A 16,841-nucleotide genomic window follows, 5' to 3' on the forward strand; every position below is an offset into this window, starting at 1 on the left:
TTCTTCAGTAGTGGTTCGCGACTTTTATTGCATATTTTTAATAACAATAAACAAAGGCCTGCTAAATAACAGGCCAATTAAAACAGCAGATGAAGATAGATTAAACAGTTATGCTAGATTTTGCCCATTAACACGGCCATTTGTACGGTCAATGGTCACGTCTAAATCAGTAAGCAATCCGTTATCAATCCCATAAATCCAACCGTGTATTGCGACTTCTTGACCACGATCCCAGGCTTCTTGAACGATATTAGTCGATACCACATTTGACACTTGTTCGATGACATTAAGCTCACACAGACGATCAAAACGTTGTTGCTCAGTCATTGATTCAAGGTCGTCTTGATGAATACGGTATATGTCGCGTAAATGACCAAGCCAATTGTCAATTAAACCTAATCGTTCTTTATTCATTGCAGCCCTAACACCACCGCAGCCGTAATGACCAACAACCATTATGTGCTTTACTTTCAGCACATCAACAGCATATTGCAATACAGATAAGCAATTTAAATCAGTGTGAATAACCATGTTAGCAATGTTACGGTGAACAAATACTTCACCGGGCAGGAGGTCGATAATTTGGTTTGATGGCACACGGCTATCTGAGCATCCAATCCACAAGTACTCTGGGTTTTGTTGCTTTGCCAGTTGAGCAAAAAAGGTAGGATCTTCTCTACTGATCCGTTCTGCCCAACGGCGATTATTATCAAATAATGGTTTAAGAAGTTTCATTGATGCTCGAATTAGGTCGTTTTTAAACCTGTAAGTCATTACAGGCTATATGTCATTTTGTTACGAGTATATCAGCAATGCCTATCGATCTGGTCTATCCATTGATGTGATTAATTAAAATTAACTTTACTCAAAAAATCAATAAGATGCTGATTGAAAATGGCTGGCTTTTCGATGTTAGCAAAATGACCCGCTTGTTCAATGTGCAATAATTGACTGCCATCGATAGAATCATGCATTAAATAACTTTCCAATGCGGTACGCAAATAGCCACTTAAGCCGACTGCGATTAATGTGGGTAAAGTCAGTAACTCAACATATTCTAAGGTATCGCGTTTAAAGATAGCCATGTTGGCCATGTTAAGTAATACCGCAAGTTGTGCGCTTGAATAAGTGGTTAGTTGTGTATTGAATTGCGCCACTACAGTACTAAGGTTAGCATCTTGTTGACTCAATTGCTGGATCTCTTTACTGAAAAATAACCCGCTAATAGTTTGTGCAAGTTCAGCTGAGATCGTTTGTTCATTGGCAATTTTTGCCATGAGTCCTTGGTATTTTATGCAGTTAACTTGTGGCTCGAATCCGACAAAACTGTTTAACATCACTAACCCATGGATACGTGCAGGTGCTTGTAAAATAACTTCTGCAGCAATCGCGCCGCCACTACCATGACCTATGATAGCTGCCGATCCAATATCAAGCATATCCATTAATGTTAATACCTGCTGGGCCACATCTTGTAGGTTTTGGGTATTGTCAGGGACTGTGGTTGTTTGACCATGGCCCCAAAAGTCGATGGCGATACAACGATATTGTGACGATAATTTATCAATTTGTCCTTGCCACATGGCACTGGAGGCGAGTAAACCATGGCAAAAAATAACCACAGGCCCATGGCCTTGATCCACGTAATACAGAGGTTGATTATCAATCATTTTATGGGGCATTAAAGTGGACATAACAGACTCATATAAAGGGCTGTGCGCGCAGACATTACGTCGGAGAAGGCGCAACAAAGAAAACATAATGATCAACTAACTCAGTTAGTCGTTCAAGTAGCGGTAATTTTAATGATATTTCTGCAGCAGACAATACTTTTGCTAATTCCAGCGCGCTAAATTCAACTAATAACTCATTTGCCACAGGATAATAACTCATGTGCCAAGGTTCAGGACTGACACCGCTTAAATTGGCTTGATATGGAAAGTAAAATCCAAATTCGCCTGCGTGTAACTTGAGCCAGCGATGTAGCGGGGCGCAAGGGCCGTCGTTTGTGTATTCTGCGGTGACTAATTGTAATGATTGTTGGCTAATACCATTGGCATCATATACATCGAGGTCAGTGCCCCAGTGGTGTCGTGACGCCCCAGGTAATGCAGACCATATCAAAATAGTATCAATCAGTTGTTGTGGTGAAAGACTATTGAATACCACAGGGGTTGAGGTGTTATCTAGCAACGGCCGTTGACCATTGGCTTTGGCATTCCAAATGTTCAATTGACGATCAAACGGCCGATATGCCGAGCATATCTGGACATCAAATCCAGCCATTGATGCCGCGACCTGCAGCTGTTTAAATGCAGTTGCAGTTCGCTGCTCCAGTAAATACTGCCCAATAGAGACCAAATGATGATCGCCTAAACCGTATAGCTTAGCGTGTTCGCTAGGGATATCGATTAAAGGCGATTGGGGCTTTATTTGCACAAGAGTTTTTCCAAAATACGCTCATAGCAATTGGCCAATATTTCTAAGTCAGCCACGTTGACACACTCGTTTACTTTATGAATAGTGGCATTTACTGGGCCTAGCTCCAGCACTTGGGCGCCAGTTGGTGCAATAAAGCGTCCATCTGAAGTGCCACCAGAGGTTTGTGGATCGGTTTCATAGCCAGTCACTTCTCGAATGGCTTCGCGTGTGGCGTCAAGCAGTGGGCCATCTCCGGTTAGAAACGGTAGGCCATTAAAAATCCAATTGATATCATAATCTAAGCCATGGGCATCAAGAATACTCACCACTCGTTGGATCAGCTCTTCTGCTGTGACTTCTGTGGAGTAACGGAAGTTAAACATGACTTGTAAATCGCCTGGGATCACATTTGACGCACCCGTACCCCCATTAATATTAGCAATTTGGAAACTGGTTGGGGGGAAAAATTCATTACCACTGTCCCAATGCATTTGCGCCAGTTCTGTTAGTGCAGGAACCGCCTTATGAATCGGGTTGTCAGCAAGGTGAGGGTAAGCGACATGACCTTGAATACCATTAACGGTCAAATTACCGGTTAAGCTTCCACGGCGGCCATTTTTAACCACATCACCTAACTTATGGGTAGAAGAGGGTTCGCCAACTAACGCCCAAGTCATTTTTTCATTACGAGCTTCAAGGGTATCAATCACGCGGGTGGTACCATTGATAAACGGACCTTCTTCGTCACTGGTAATTAAATACGCGATAGAACCATGATGGTCGGGATGCTTAGCAATAAAGCGTTCAGTTGCGACAATCATTGCAGCTAACGAGCCTTTCATGTCTGCCGCGCCGCGGCCATGTAAATAGTTATCTATGATGGTCGGCTCAAATGGCGGTGTATGCCAGCGGTTCAGGTCGCCAGTGGGGACGACATCGGTATGGCCGGCAAAGCAAAATACAGGATCGCTGTTTCCTCGTCTTGCCCACATGTTAGTGGTGTCTTCAAAGACCATAGGTTCAATATTAAAACCAATGGCAGCAAGACGCTTGGCCATCAGGGTTTGGCAACCTTCATCCAGTGGTGTTACCGAGGGACGTGAAATCAGATCTTTTGCTAATTCAACTACATCGTTATTCATTATGCAAACCACGCTTGGTATTCTGCGACGTTAAAGCCAATCAGTATTTTATCATCATTAACTAACACAGGGCGCTTTACCAACGTTGGATATTGCACCATTAAGGCGATGGCTTTGTCTTGGCAAATATCCGTTTTTTCAGCGTCAGTTAACCCACGAAAACTGGTGCTGCGCTTATTAAATAGCTTTTCCCAACCCGCAATATTAGCCCACTGTGCAACGGTTGTTTCACTCAAGCCATCTTCACGAAAATCGTGAAACGTGTAATCAATCTTTTCGGCTTCAAGCCATTTGCGCGCCTTACGAACTGTATCGCAATTTTTTATGCCATATAAAGTCAAAAGAATACTCCATTAATGTCTATTGGGTTGTGACGTTAAGCTTTAGCTCTCAAAATGAGCTTTGAAGACAGCCTAGTGCAAACTGGATATTAGCAACATTGTGGCATTGTGGGGCGGCTTGAACAAGCCGAAGAAGCTGTTTTGAAAAGATTTCATAATATGCAACCTACGATCGCTTAAGGTGAAGGTTGCATATTATTGTGAAGCGAATGTTTACGACAACTATTGAACAGGGTTGTTAAATAGAACTAGCCAATTTGATGTTACATTTGTACGGTAAAAATAACATCTTTACCAGCAACTACACTACCTTGGGCTTTATCGAGTTGTTTAACATCTTCCATATTAGCCAGTACCACTGGGGTCAATAGGCTGTCGACCTTGCCACGTAAATAGGCTAAATCAAAAGATAAGATTGCTTCACCGGCTTTAACTTGTTGGCCTTCTTCGGCCAAACGTTTAAAACCATTGCCCCTAAGCTCAACGGTGCCAACACCAAAATGGACAAACAATTCAAGCCCTTGTGGTGATTCAATGCTAAACGCATGATTAGTCTCAAAAATTTTCCCAATAGTGCCATCAATTGGGGCAACAATAAATTCGCCCTTAGGGTCGATAGCAATACCATCACCAACAATTTTTTCTGCAAATACCACGTCAGGTACTTTTTCGATTGCGACAATCTCACCCGATACAGGTGCATAAATGGCAATACCACCCGTTAGCGGTGGTTGGCCTGAAATCAGTCGTCGAATGCGGCTTAAAAATCCCATAAGAACTAGCCCCTTTTATTAATATTTTTATGCGGTTAATTGTAAACGGCTATACTCACTTTACCAACATTATTTGTGTGATTAAACGCAATCTTGTGCAAAAGCGTTAATGGCTTTACGAATATCAGTAATGCGAGTTAACTGTGTGATGTGTTGTGCATGGTGAACAAAATGACTGTAATTACCCTCGATTAATGCCACTTTTACGTCTAATAAATTGGCCGGATTGATACTCAATTCATCAAGACCGAGTCCGACTAATAAAGGTAAGACTTGTGGGTCGCTGCCAAGTTCACCACATAAAGATACCTTAACCTGAGCCTGTTTACAGTGACTTACTGTCATAGAAATCAGCTGGATCACAGCAGGCGATAATGGAGGGTATTGTTTGGCTAAATTCGGATTGGTGCGATCGGCCGCTAAGGTATATTGAGTTAAATCATTTGTACCAATACTGACAAAATCAAGCATTGGCAACATGCTGGGTAAATTAAATACAGCAGCAGGGGTTTCAACCACAATACCATAACTCAGTGTTCCGAAGCCTTTTTCTTGCTGATTTAATTCTTGTTTAGCACGTTCAATTAATAAGAACGCGGCGTCAAGTTCTTCGACTTGACTGACCATGGGGAACATTAATCGAACTTGGCCATGATTTGCAGCCCTCAGTATCGCTTTTATTTGAGTGATGAAGGTTGCTGGGTGCGCCAAACTATAGCGAATACCCCGAATGCCAAGGGCAGGGTTATCTTCATTGGTTTGCGGCAAGCAAGGAATTTCTTTATCGGCGCCAATATCAAAGGTTCGAATGGTCAGTACTTCACCTTGTAAGCTGTGAAGGGCATCACTATAAAGTTTATATTGTTGTTGCTCATCTGGCAGTGCTTTGGCATTCATTAGTAAAAATTCGGTGCGAAACAAACCAATGCCTTGAGCCCCTACATCGGTGATGTGAGATATTTCGCTTAAGTTACCCACATTTGCGAGTAAAGTGACTTGATGGCCATCACGAGTTTGACTGGGTCTATCTTTGTAAATCATCAAGGCTTGGCGACGGACTACTTCTTGTTGTTGTTTTTGTTTTAATTGCTCAAAAACTTCCGTTGAAGGTGCAACATGTAACTCGCCTGACATGCCATCTAAAACCAGTTGTGCTCCATCTTCAATGACATCTTTGGTTTGCGAAAATTGGTAATTAAGCAATGCAGGAATACCTGCTGCACGCGCCAAAATTGCGGTATGGCTGGTTAGCCCGCCTGATTCGAGGATCAGTCCGGTAATGTGGGTTAATGGTAATATCGCAAATTCAGCAGGGGTTAAATCATCAGCCAGTAATATGGTGTCTTCGGTGAGAGCGGATAAGTCCCACTGTAAATGTCCATGTAACGCACTGGTGAGGCGCTTGGCTAAACAAATAATATCAATGCTACGATTTGCTAAATATGGGTCGTCTAATGCTGACATTTCTACAGCATGTTGATTAAATATACGATCAACCGCCACCGCAGCACAAACTCTAAATTGGTGAATATGTTGATGCAGCTGTTGCTGCAGCTCCTCGTCTTCAAGCAGGATAATATCACTATCAATCAGTTGAAAATGATCACACTCAGGACAAAGATGATGTTGGCAGTGTTGTAAATGAGCAATAAGCTGATGAATAGCTTGCGTTAATTTTTGCTGCTGATCGTCAATTTGTTCAATAGAAAGCAGTTTAAAATCAAGTGGCGGCAGTTGATTGGTGATAGTCAGTGCTTTACCAAAAGCGATACCAGCAGAAACAACGATTCCATTGATTGACATTAAGTTGTCCTAATTAGCTAAGCGTAACGAGCAGTGAGGCAATTTTATCAACCGCCGCTTGTTCATGCTCACCAGAAGCAAATACCGTGACAGACACACCTTGGTATAGGCCTAATGTCTGTAACTTAAACAAACTTTTGGCACTGGCTTGTTTGCCATTGCACTCTACCATAACGTCACAAGCAAATGCTTTAGCTTCTTTGACTAACAAAGCAGCAGGACGTGTATGAATACCATGAGGAGCAACAATGGTGACCGTTTTTTGATACATAAATAAAATACTCAGTAACGAATGACAACTAAATACTCATTTAACTAAACCATTCAAATAGACTGACTAAAAATACGATTTAGCTTAGGTCATATTTGAGTTGAAGTGTTTAGGCATTTAATCTGATGGCCATAATATACCCTAAAGTGATCAGCGCTAAAAGTGATGCTAGGCGCAAAGTCTTTAGCTGTTTCGATATTACACCATTAAGCTGGACAATTAGATGTGCTCTGAGGCTGCCAGTGATTTACTCGACTGGCAGCAAGAGTGAAAGGGACTAGATTTTGAACTGACCTAAGGTTTGGCTCATGTCGACACTAATAGTCTGTAATGATTGCGCTGCTTGGCTGTGGGTTTCATTTGCCATTAATGACTGTTCGGTGAGTTCTGAGATAGTACTGACGTTGACATTAATGTCTTCAGTGACTAATGCTTGCTCTTCTGTAGCGCTGGCCAGTTGTGCTGTCATGCTGCTGATATTATCAATTAACGCTAAAATTTCGCTAATGGCATCACTAGACTGCATCGCTTTTGATTGTAACTGGGCAGACTGCTGTTGAGTGCTGGTAATACTCTGAATAACCGATTGAATGCCAGTCTGAATTTCACTAATAATGTGATTTATTTCATTTGTTGAGGATTGTGTTCTATTTGCGAGCGCTCGCACTTCGTCTGCTACTACAGCAAAACCTCGACCATGTTCACCTGCTCGTGCCGCTTCAATGGCAGCATTAAGTGCCAGCAGATTAGTTTGATCGGCAATACTGCCAATCACATCTAGAATACTGCCAATTTCAGCAGATGATTGGCTCAAGGTTAACGATACCGTTTCTGCTTGATGTAATTCATTAACCAAACTTTCTGTTTGTGCAACGGTTTGCTGCATTAATTGTTGGTTTTGTTTGGCTTGATGCTTCACATTTGTTGCACCGTCAGCCGCATCCTGAGTGTTACGAGCCATTTCTTGGCTAGTGGATAACATCTGGTTAATTGCCGCAGCAACACTTTGGGTTTCACTGTGCACTTGGTTAGCACTTTGATTGGACATGTTAACCGTGTCTAACAAATGCACCGCTTCATTATTTAAGGTATTTCCAAGCGGTTGTAGCGTTGCAACCATATTGGCAATTTTAATCACAAATTGATTAAACCCATGTGCTAATTTGGCCACTTCATCATTACCTTCAGTTGACAAGCGCTGGGTCAAGTCACCTTCACCTTTAGCAATTTGCTCCATGGCATCAATTGTTACGTTCAGTGGCTGGGTAATTGAGTGATTAAGTAATAAAAAGAATCCAAAAATAGGCACCGAAATAATCATCATAATAATGAAATAATCAATGATAATTCCCGTCATGCTGTTATTAACACTGTTGACGTTAACTTGAGTGATAATGATCCAATTCATTGCCGGATAATACTTTGCTGCGGCTAATACGGTTTGAGATTGATTTTGTTGATTAATTATCTCAAATTGTGCCTGAGCAGTTTGCTGTTGTTTAGCTGTGCTAATAAGCTGTTGGTAAGATCTTGCACCATCAACGGCTCCTAAGCTACTGATTGGATTATTGATTGAGTCAGGGTTTAGTGGATTAACAATAATATTATTTTGATTATCGATAATGATAAAAGCTTGATCTTCAGATACCTTAATGTCGCTGGCAAACTGAGTGATTGCTTGGACACTGGTATTAGGATCTGCGAGCTTGAATGCATCAAGTGTGCTATTTAACAAGGCCACTTGGCCAGTAACCTGCTTAAATTGCTCCTCGATTAAATGATTGTATTGTTCCTTTATTGAAAAAGAGCCAAAAACGACTGTGCCGACAGCGGCCAAAGCTAGCATTATAAATAAGCGCTTTAAAATGGTTAAGCGTCGCAATAATCCAATCATTGTCTATCCTAGTATCATATATCCATTTAATGTGGCGAAATTATAGTGATTTTATCAAAAAACTTAAGCCTAAATTATTATTTTTGTGAGCAAACAGTGGAATTTAGTTATTGATAAAAATAATGTTTGTTTTTATAAAAATGTATTGATTATCAATTGATTAGTTGGGTTATAAGTTTGATCGATTAATTAACATGCTAATTGATTGTTTTAATTTTGATTTTTTTTCTATTTACCCGCAAGATTAGGGTAATTAACGAAAAGGTATTAATACGATGAATTTATCTTCTACAGTAAAGAATGACGATATTTTACTAAAGCTTTGTCATTCTGTTTCTCATGTTCTTTCTAGTACAAGTGCTAGCCATATTAGCCATGCTGGGATGGTTCAAAGTATTTCTCGTACTCGCTTGAAACCTGATTTGGCGTGTTTTTCTATTTTCGATGGCGGCTTTTCAGGTTTAGTTGTGATCAACTTTTCTGCCACCGCAGCAATTGAAATTTATCGTCGTTATATGCTAAACATGGGCATGCCAGAAACTGAATTAGCTTTTTCACATACTTCTGATGATGTCAGTAATGTGATGGGCGAATTAATGAACCAAATTTTGGGCGACTTTATTGGCAAAATTTCAAAAGAATTACAAACTTCAATTAGCCAGAGCCAGCCAAAAATGTTGGTTATTAATAAAGAGTTGACGATTTCAATTGATACTAACCTTGATAACGCTGTCGCAAGACGAGTGACTTTTAAAACCGAAAATAATCATATTTTTTATCTTGAATTCGCCATGGACAAAACAGAATTCATTCGTTCTGCCGATTTTGAAATGGACGAAGAGTTTGATCTTGATTCATTAATTGAAACTCACGGACAAAAACAGCAAGCTCAATCAGAAGCCTCAAAATATGTACTTGATCCTAATGTAAAAGGCATTGTTGTTGATGATGCTGATGATTTACTCAGTGAGCTTGGATTATAAGCACACAGAGTTAATGAAAAAGGCCAGTTAATTCATTTAGCTTGGCTTTTGTTTAGTAATGCGTATCACTTATACAAGGCTAATCATCAAAAATGGCATCTAAAGCGACTTCTATTGATATAGCTTACCGCGCAGGCGTGTCGCAATCGACCGTATCACGTGCGTTGAGAAACAGTCCATTGGTTAATCTAGAAACGCGTCAGCGTATTCAAGCTATTGCCAAAGAGCTTAATTATAAAGTTGATAAAAATGCCAGCAATTTACGGACACAAAACAGTCATACATTAGCTTTACTGATCTGTGAAGATCCTACCAATGACGACTCAATGATTAACCCTTTTTTTCTATCGATGCTAGGCTCCATTACGCGTGCTACTGCACGACAAGGCTATGATTTACTGGTCTCATTTCAGCAGCTTTCAAGTGATTGGCATGCAGATTACGAGGATAGTAACAAAGCCGATGGCATCATTTTATTAGGCTATGGCGATTATATGGATTACGCCCACAAGCTGGATAAATTGATAGAGAAAGAAACCCATTTCGTTATTTGGGGGGCAGAGCATAACAACAAATCTGTGTTGTCGATTGGCTGTGATAACCATCAGGGTGGAGTCATTGCCACTGAGCACTTACTCGGATTAGGCCGTAAACACATCGCATTTTTAGGTGATTCGTCCAGTCGCAGCCCTGAGTTTCGCGATCGATATTTAGGTCACGTTGATGCCTTAAAAGCGGCTGGAATTTCAATCGATAAACAGCTCCAGCATGATGCGATTAATACTGAAGGTTCTGGTTATGATGCCACCAACCAGTTATTAGACAGCGGTATAGTATTTGATGCCATTTTTACTGCCAGCGATCTTATTGCTATAGGTGCCATTCGGGCGCTGAAAAAGCGCGGAGTTTCCGTTCCTGAGCAAGTTGCTGTAGTCGGATATGACGATATCCCAGTGGCGAGCTTTGCTAATCCGGCGTTGACCACGATTAAACAAGATACCCAGTTTGCGGGTGAAATTCTTGTTGAAAGTGTATTGAAATTAATCCGGGGTCAAGAGGTCAGTCAGCGGTTAATCAAAACAAATTTAGTGGTGCGTAGTTCTTGCGGTGCCAATGTAGAAGACAACTAGTTTACCTATCACCCAGTAGTTATAAATGTAATCGAATGGGGTTTTAGATGATTGCTATTGATATTAGTTTTTTGCTGTTAAAAGGATAAGTCGATTTATGGCAGGAGCCAGTCTATTAACCCTATTAGATGATATTGCCACCATTTTGGATGATGTGGCGGCAATGAGTAAAGTTGCTGCACGTAAAACCGCGGGGGTTCTAGGGGATGATTTAGCGTTAAATGCGCAGCAAGTATCTGGTGTTGCCTCTGAGCGAGAACTGCCGGTGGTGTTCGCTGTGGCTATGGGCTCGTTGCGTAACAAAGTCATTTTAGTGCCTTTAGCAATGCTGATCAGTGCCTTTATTCCTTGGGCTATTACGCCATTATTGATGTGTGGCGGTTTATTTTTATGCTACGAAGGCTTTGAAAAAGTTTACCATTCAATGACCCATAAGCAGACTCATTTGGTCGATGACGATACTGTCGTCGCGAAAGCACAAGCAGACATCGATGATTTAGGCGCCTATGAAAAACAAAAAATTAAAGGTGCCATTCGTACCGATTTTGTTTTATCTGCTGAAATTATCGCAATTAGCTTAGGCGTCGCAGCTCATATGGACTTAATGGCGCAATTTTTAACCTTATCGGTTATTGCTATTGTGATGACATTTGGGGTGTACGGCTTAGTGGCTGGTATTGTCAAAATAGACGATCTCGGTTTATATCTTGCTAGGCGTAAGCCAAGTGGAGTGGGGCATAAATTGGGATTAACTCTCGTGTCTGCCGCCCCTTATTTAATGAAAACTCTCACTTTTGTCGGCACTATTGCAATGTTTATGGTCGGTGGCGGTATCTTAACCCATGGTATTCATTTGGTATTTGAATGGATTGAGCATGCACAAGCAGTGGTGACTCAAATCAATGTTGTGGGTGGCTTTCTGGGATTGCTTACACCCAGTATACTCAATGCATTATTTGGCGTGGTTGCTGGTGGCGTTGTACTTTTAGCCATCAAAGGTGTGAGTAAGTTAATGCCCGCTAAAAGCTAGTTTAATAGTGATAAAGCCGGCTGCAAATACTAAAAGAGCATAGTCAATGACTATGCTCTTTTTTGATCAGTGATACTAACCTCTGTTAGTGAATAACTTGAGATTACACGGCTAAGTTGTCACTCTCACCAAGGTTTGGTTCCGCTTTTGGATTCGGGCCATATTCGTTGTCATCTTTACTGTTAAAGCACATCACGACGAGGAGAATTAATGCACCTAGCAGCGGGATAAACATTAATAGTAACCACCAACCAGAATGGTCAGTATCGTGAAGACGACGGACACTCACTGCGATGCTTGGAATGACGATGGCGAGTGAATAAATAGAACTCAATAATCCAGCACCATAAAGTTCACTGTATAAGCCAACACCCATATCCAATAAGGTCAGTACAATACTAATGATCATGCTGATCAGTGCAAACATCCAGTATTCTTTACGACGTGCTCGGCCGCTAAAATCGAAATACTGTTTTAAAACCTTTAAATACCAATCCATTCGTTATTCCTTAACGTTAATGTTTTTTAATCTAGTGCATTTGTAACAAGATAGCCTTGAATTAACAAGATTTTATTTCAAAATCTATACAAAAAATAAAGCCGTTGTAAACGACAACGGCTTTATTAATCGTAAAATGGCGATGGTGTTTATCGAGCTAATTGCTGCTTAACTACTGGGTAAAAGTCCCATACTTGTTCGTCGGTCATTGAGCGAACCAGTTTAATGTACTCAGCATGAGTCCATGCCAGTGGTGTCGCAGAGTTAGTACCTTGACCCATTTTGTAGTCATAACGAGTAGCATTACCAACACCATCCCAAGCTTGTTCTGGCAACATAAGCCCTTGGTTGGCAAAAGTTTCCATGCCTTGAACATACGTATTAATTAGTGCTTGCTTGGTGTCAGCCGATAAAGTGCCATTTGCCTTGGCTAGCGCTAATTCATAATGGCCACGCTCGCCAGTAAAGAATGGCCAAACTCGGCCACGTTGATCTTCGGTATTGCCTTTTTCGGCATAGCTAAGGCCCGTGACAGTATCTTCACCATAACCATCGTTACCATAACGACGATAGCCAGGGATTGTGCTGCCATCTTTAGCACTAAATTCATACTTAACTCGCAGATTGTCAGCAAGACTTTGATCATCAATCAGCATCACGCTGTTTTTAATCACAGGATCTTGTGCATCGACTACGCCATAGCGAACTAATTCTAAAAAACCACCGTCTAAAATCATCCGCTGATCTAGCCCTGGTTTTCCATTGTTATCCAGTAGTTTATCTGTAGTGTTCGGATCACCATTTGGGCTAATACGCACATAGTAAGGGGCTGATGAAGTATCGTTTGTTTGTTTACCAAGCGAGCCTGTCGTCGTCACCATAGTGCTTTCGAGCTGACGTTGTAATTTACGTGCTAAATCGGTATACACAGATGCTTGTTCATCTTTTACCAGCATAGCGATGTCACTGGCGGCAACTAAACCGGCAATGATAGCCGCAGTTGTTGATGGTGAAAATCCTGTTTGTTCTTCCCAACGTTCTTGTTGAGTGCTTGGCGGATTGATTGCAGTGTCATTCCAGCCCAGTTTTACCTTGCCACCGTTTACTAAAAAATCCGCCGCAGGTTTAAGCATGTCTTGATACCACTGGCTGATCTCAGCATCGTTTAGTATGCCAGCTTGCCATAATTTCCAACCAAGCATGATAGGCATGGCAGTTTGATCCAGTTGTACGCCAACCCACTCAATTTCACCATCAACATGGGTTTTTTGTAAAAACCACCCTGGTGTACCAATAAAGCCAGGTGTTTGTTGCTGAACCTGTACCTGTTTTAAATATTCAAATGCCACTTTTGGGGTTTGGGTATCGCCCATGGCTAAAAACGCCATCGCACATTGGTAAAAATCACGTGGCCATACGGCTTTATAACCTGTACTGCCAACCGTTGCTGAAACCGTATCGCCCCAAGGGTTAGACAGCGAGGCAATCAGGGCACCCGCATGGGTTTTATCTTCTTGTGCTTTTAACACTAATGCACTGGCATAAAGAAGTTTGCCGTTATCTGTGGTGTTTGCGCTCATATTATTTAATGGCGCAAGTGACGCTAAATAGTCTTTCCAACCAAGATGGGTTTCGTCACCTAAATAAGCTTGTTTAACTGCATCGTAACCAGAATTTAATGTTGCTTGAGCGGTGGCTAAGCTGCTGGCTTTGTCTTGTCCAAAACCGATGACCAAATTAAAGCTTAGGCTGTCGTTTGCTTTCGTTAGGGTAGGGTATTGCGCAGTTAGTGCGACGTTACCGCCTTGATTAGTATCACTGGTTGTGCGGTAGTGCCAATCCAATGTTCCATTATCTTGCAAATCAACTAGGCCATCAGATGTGCCAACAAAGCCAGCACTGGCAGCAACAAAGTCAACATCGGTTTTAATTGTCATTACGGTTGAATTAGCATCGCTGGTGTGCGCAACGAGTGTTTGCCCTTCAACGCTGGCAATGTCATTCGCGCCGCTGTTATCGATATGTGGATTAACATAAAGATGTGGGGTTATGCCTGCTTCAAATGCGGTAAAAGTGACTTTCATCATTAAGCTATTTCTATCGGGATCGGTAAAAATATGCTTTTCGATTTGGTATTTACCTTGAATATCTTTATTGATAATTTTATAAGCCAAAGATAAAGGGCGGCCCGTTTCATCTGTGTCTAAATATTCAATAGTGCTAATGGTGTGGTCTTTTTCTGTATCAACAAAGCCATTACCGGTAATAATAAATTGCAGTTCTTTAAGCTGGGCGTTATGAATTAGGCCAAACATGGTTTCGGTTAACACACCTTGTGCAATCGAAAACCACACCTTACTGACAGGATTTGTCGCTTGGTCCTGGTATTGGCCATTTACATAGGGCTCATAGGATGTACCTATACCGGTTTTACCTGAAAAAGCCCAAGTGGGTTCGACACCTGGCGCACCAGGAGCAAGCTTAACGACTTCAGTGGTTGTTTCGGCTGATGCATCACTTTGATCCTCAGCAGGAGAGCATGCGCTTAACGATAAACCGAGAAAGCTAGCAGTTATCGCAGCCGCTATGGTGCTGCGATGGGTGAGAAAAGGCTTTATCATGGAATTCCCCAAAATAGTCTTAAGCAAAATTAACGTGAGTCGCTACCTGTGACAAAGACAGATAATCGTAAGAGAGTTATTTTTCTTGTTTAACGAATAACACTGCAATACCCGAAATCATCATAGATACGCCGCCTAAAATCAGTGCATAAATTGGTTCACCATCAAAAAACGTCTTGAGTAGTAAACCTAAAATACTGGCTGCAAGTAGCTGTGGGATAACAATGAAAAAGTTAAATATGCCTAAATACACTCCCATTTTTTGAGGAGGAAGTGCGGCTGATAACATGGCGTAAGGAACTGATAGGATAGATGCCCAAGCAAAACCAACACCAATCATGGGGATCCACAATTGAGTGGGATCTTGAATAAACATAAAGCTAATTAGCCCAAGTCCACCTAAAAACATATTGATGGTGTGGGTTAATCTAATGCCAACCGCTTTGGCTAAAAATGGAATAATAATCGCGGCAATGGCGGCAAAGCCATTATAAGAAGCAAACAACATACCGACCCAATCCGCACCGTCGTTATAGGCTTGGCTGAGCACATCTGAGGTATGGTAATGATGTGACGTTACTGCAGCAGTGGTATAAATCCACATGGCAAATAAGGCGAACCAGGCGAAAAACTGCACCACAGCAAGTTGTCGCATGGCTTTGGGCATATGAAATAAGTCATCGACCACATTAAATAACATGCCAAAACTTTCACGTTGTTGGGTTGACACGGGAACGTTTGTTGTCGTTTTCGCTAATTTACGCGCACAAAATAGTTGTAATGGGCCAAAGACAAATATACCTAAACTTAATATGTACAATTGTTTATCAAGGTCTTGGATCATAATGGCAGCAGTAAACAATGCGCCAATGACTATCCAAATAATAGCGCCAGTTTGATATTGACCGCTGGTGCGAGTATTCGCGCGGGTTGCCTCATTGTCTGTGGTGTCATGTTGGTGAAACGCTGCCAGTTGTTCCGGCGAATATTCCTTGGTCGAAATAATGGTCCAGCCAACCGCGATAAATAAAATGGCCCCACCAAAATAAAATGAATAACGCACCGAGTCGGCAATTTCACCAGCCGGGGCAGTATTAGCCACATCAAACACATTGGTTAACATGTATGGCATGGCTGAAGCGACCACTGCGCCAATGCCGATAAAGAAACTTTGCATGGCGTACCCTTGGGTACGTTGGCTTTTAGGCAAATTATCACCAACAAAAGCGCGAAAGGGCTCCATGGCGATATTGATTGAGGCGTCCATGATCCACAGCATACCCGCAGCAATCCATAATGTCGGCGAGTGCGGCATTATAAACAGTGACAAGGTAGTAAGAACGGCACCAATTAAAAAATACGGGCGACGGCGACCAAGGCTATTCCAAGTGTTGTCGCTTAAGTAGCCAATGATGGGCTGGACAATTAGGCCTGTAAGTGGGGCGGCAATCCATAGAATGGGAATGTCGTCGATAGACGCGCCTAAGGTTTGAAAAATACGACTGACATTGGCATTTTGTAGGGCAAAACCAAATTGGATCCCCAAAAAGCCAAAACACATGTTGAAAATTTGCCAAAAATTTAGCTGCGGTTGTTGGGTGACGTTTTTATGATTATGGCCAGACATGTGACATCCTTTTTGGTAAGTCGTTGTGCTTACTTCTTTTAATTCTAATCTTAATCTTATTTGTTGTTAGTCTTACTGGTTTTTGGCTACCTTTTTAGCCCAAGGGGTTCCCGCTGGTTTGTTGCTGATCGCGATGAAGATCCCGTTATTAATAGCTAAAAAAATAGCGAATACGCATCTCCCTAAGACGGGTATTCGCCAAGACCTACGCTTTATTCTCTGTCGACTTCTATTAAATCAGCAATTAATAAAGATAATGAAGGTACTTTAAAGCTGATGCTCTCTATGGACCAAGATACATCAGAA

15 protein-coding genes are annotated in these 16,841 nt (G+C 41.6%); 3 read left to right on the plus strand and 12 right to left on the minus strand.

What is annotated here, in order from left to right:
• Positions 1 to 108: 108 nt before the first annotated feature.
• From can to H5114_RS09500, 9 genes are all read right to left on the minus strand, one after another.
• Positions 109 to 735, minus strand: a complete 627-nt coding sequence (gene can, locus H5114_RS09460; protein WP_124015924.1) for a carbonate dehydratase — start codon at positions 733 to 735, stop codon at positions 109 to 111.
• A 110-nt stretch (positions 736 to 845) separates the two neighbouring features.
• Positions 846 to 1,694, minus strand: a complete 849-nt coding sequence (locus H5114_RS09465) for an alpha/beta fold hydrolase (protein ID WP_182722790.1) — start codon at positions 1,692 to 1,694, stop codon at positions 846 to 848.
• A gap of 34 nt (positions 1,695 to 1,728) precedes the next feature.
• Entirely contained in the window at positions 1,729 to 2,439 is a 711-nt protein-coding gene (locus H5114_RS09470) for a M15 family metallopeptidase (protein ID WP_310736388.1), read from the minus strand.
• On the minus strand, positions 2,430 to 3,563 hold the full coding sequence (dapE, locus tag H5114_RS09475; protein WP_124015926.1) for a succinyl-diaminopimelate desuccinylase: 1,134 nt from the start codon (positions 3,561 to 3,563) through the stop codon (positions 2,430 to 2,432). Before dapE ends, H5114_RS09470 begins: the two co-directional genes overlap by 10 nt.
• Positions 3,563 to 3,904 carry an ArsC family reductase gene (locus H5114_RS09480; protein WP_182722791.1) on the minus strand — a complete coding sequence of 114 codons (342 nt, stop codon included), beginning with the start codon at positions 3,902 to 3,904 and terminating at the stop codon, positions 3,563 to 3,565. The genes dapE and H5114_RS09480 overlap by 1 nt, the downstream gene beginning before the upstream one ends.
• Positions 3,905 to 4,167: 263 nt before the next feature.
• Positions 4,168 to 4,677, minus strand: a complete 510-nt coding sequence (gene crr, locus H5114_RS09485) for a PTS glucose transporter subunit IIA (RefSeq protein ID WP_182722792.1) — start codon at positions 4,675 to 4,677, stop codon at positions 4,168 to 4,170.
• Positions 4,678 to 4,758: 81 nt separating this feature from the next.
• Complete coding sequence (ptsP, locus tag H5114_RS09490; RefSeq protein WP_182722793.1) at positions 4,759 to 6,480, minus strand: phosphoenolpyruvate--protein phosphotransferase; 1,722 nt, start codon at positions 6,478 to 6,480, stop codon at positions 4,759 to 4,761.
• 13 nt (positions 6,481 to 6,493) lie between these two features.
• Complete coding sequence (locus tag H5114_RS09495) at positions 6,494 to 6,751, minus strand: HPr family phosphocarrier protein (protein WP_124015930.1); 258 nt, start codon at positions 6,749 to 6,751, stop codon at positions 6,494 to 6,496.
• Positions 6,752 to 7,028: 277 nt separating this feature from the next.
• Positions 7,029 to 8,645: a methyl-accepting chemotaxis protein gene (locus H5114_RS09500; protein WP_182722794.1), complete on the minus strand. Its 1,617-nt coding sequence runs from the start codon at positions 8,643 to 8,645 to the stop codon at positions 7,029 to 7,031.
• A 275-nt stretch (positions 8,646 to 8,920) separates the two neighbouring features.
• Here H5114_RS09500 and H5114_RS09505 point away from each other — a divergent pair, with 275 nt between their 5' ends.
• The 3 genes from H5114_RS09505 to H5114_RS09515 all read left to right on the plus strand — a co-directional run bounded on the left by H5114_RS09505 (position 8,921) and on the right by H5114_RS09515 (position 11,788).
• Positions 8,921 to 9,628: a DUF3334 family protein gene (locus H5114_RS09505; protein WP_124015932.1), complete on the plus strand. Its 708-nt coding sequence runs from the start codon at positions 8,921 to 8,923 to the stop codon at positions 9,626 to 9,628.
• Between the two features lie 92 nt (positions 9,629 to 9,720).
• Complete coding sequence (locus tag H5114_RS09510; RefSeq protein WP_182722795.1) at positions 9,721 to 10,758, plus strand: LacI family DNA-binding transcriptional regulator; 1,038 nt, start codon at positions 9,721 to 9,723, stop codon at positions 10,756 to 10,758.
• Between the two features lie 97 nt (positions 10,759 to 10,855).
• On the plus strand, positions 10,856 to 11,788 hold the full coding sequence (locus H5114_RS09515; RefSeq protein ID WP_124015934.1) for a DUF808 domain-containing protein: 933 nt from the start codon (positions 10,856 to 10,858) through the stop codon (positions 11,786 to 11,788).
• A 103-nt stretch (positions 11,789 to 11,891) separates the two neighbouring features.
• On the opposite strand, the gene H5114_RS09520 is transcribed toward H5114_RS09515, so the two are convergent.
• The 3 genes from H5114_RS09520 to H5114_RS09530 form a co-directional block, all read right to left on the minus strand.
• Positions 11,892 to 12,287 (minus strand): DUF805 domain-containing protein, encoded by a 396-nt coding sequence (locus H5114_RS09520; protein ID WP_182697177.1) that lies wholly within the window; start codon positions 12,285 to 12,287, stop codon positions 11,892 to 11,894.
• A 149-nt stretch (positions 12,288 to 12,436) separates the two neighbouring features.
• Entirely contained in the window at positions 12,437 to 14,908 is a 2,472-nt protein-coding gene (locus H5114_RS09525; protein ID WP_182722796.1) for a glucan 1,4-alpha-glucosidase, read from the minus strand.
• A gap of 76 nt (positions 14,909 to 14,984) precedes the next feature.
• Positions 14,985 to 16,535, minus strand: coding sequence for an MFS transporter (locus H5114_RS09530; protein ID WP_182722797.1), 1,551 nt, complete (start codon positions 16,533 to 16,535; stop codon positions 14,985 to 14,987).
• Positions 16,536 to 16,841 lie beyond the last annotated feature (306 nt).

It is taken from the genome of Shewanella sp. SR43-8, from assembly GCF_014163775.1.
GTDB classification, from domain to species: domain Bacteria; phylum Pseudomonadota; class Gammaproteobacteria; order Enterobacterales; family Shewanellaceae; genus Shewanella; species Shewanella vesiculosa.

What these genes read in the sequence shown, in the direction of transcription:
- can (WP_124015924.1), bottom strand. Translation starts at nt 735, where the DNA reads ATGAAACTTCTTAAACCATTATTTGATAATAATCGCCGTTGGGCAGAA.
- H5114_RS09465 (WP_182722790.1), bottom strand. Translation starts at nt 1,694, where the DNA reads ATGTCCACTTTAATGCCCCATAAAATGATTGATAATCAACCTCTGTAT.
- dapE (WP_124015926.1), bottom strand. Translation starts at nt 3,563, where the DNA reads ATGAATAACGATGTAGTTGAATTAGCAAAAGATCTGATTTCACGTCCC.
- crr (WP_182722792.1), bottom strand. Translation starts at nt 4,677, where the DNA reads ATGGGATTTTTAAGCCGCATTCGACGACTGATTTCAGGCCAACCACCG.
- ptsP (WP_182722793.1), bottom strand. Translation starts at nt 6,480, where the DNA reads ATGTCAATCAATGGAATCGTTGTTTCTGCTGGTATCGCTTTTGGTAAA.
- H5114_RS09495 (WP_124015930.1), bottom strand. Translation starts at nt 6,751, where the DNA reads ATGTATCAAAAAACGGTCACCATTGTTGCTCCTCATGGTATTCATACA.
- H5114_RS09500 (WP_182722794.1), bottom strand. Translation starts at nt 8,645, where the DNA reads ATGATTGGATTATTGCGACGCTTAACCATTTTAAAGCGCTTATTTATA.
- H5114_RS09505 (WP_124015932.1), top strand. Translation starts at nt 8,921, where the DNA reads ATGAATTTATCTTCTACAGTAAAGAATGACGATATTTTACTAAAGCTT.
- H5114_RS09510 (WP_182722795.1), top strand. Translation starts at nt 9,721, where the DNA reads ATGGCATCTAAAGCGACTTCTATTGATATAGCTTACCGCGCAGGCGTG.
- H5114_RS09515 (WP_124015934.1), top strand. Translation starts at nt 10,856, where the DNA reads ATGGCAGGAGCCAGTCTATTAACCCTATTAGATGATATTGCCACCATT.
- H5114_RS09520 (WP_182697177.1), bottom strand. Translation starts at nt 12,287, where the DNA reads ATGGATTGGTATTTAAAGGTTTTAAAACAGTATTTCGATTTTAGCGGC.
- H5114_RS09525 (WP_182722796.1), bottom strand. Translation starts at nt 14,908, where the DNA reads ATGATAAAGCCTTTTCTCACCCATCGCAGCACCATAGCGGCTGCGATA.
- H5114_RS09530 (WP_182722797.1), bottom strand. Translation starts at nt 16,535, where the DNA reads ATGTCTGGCCATAATCATAAAAACGTCACCCAACAACCGCAGCTAAAT.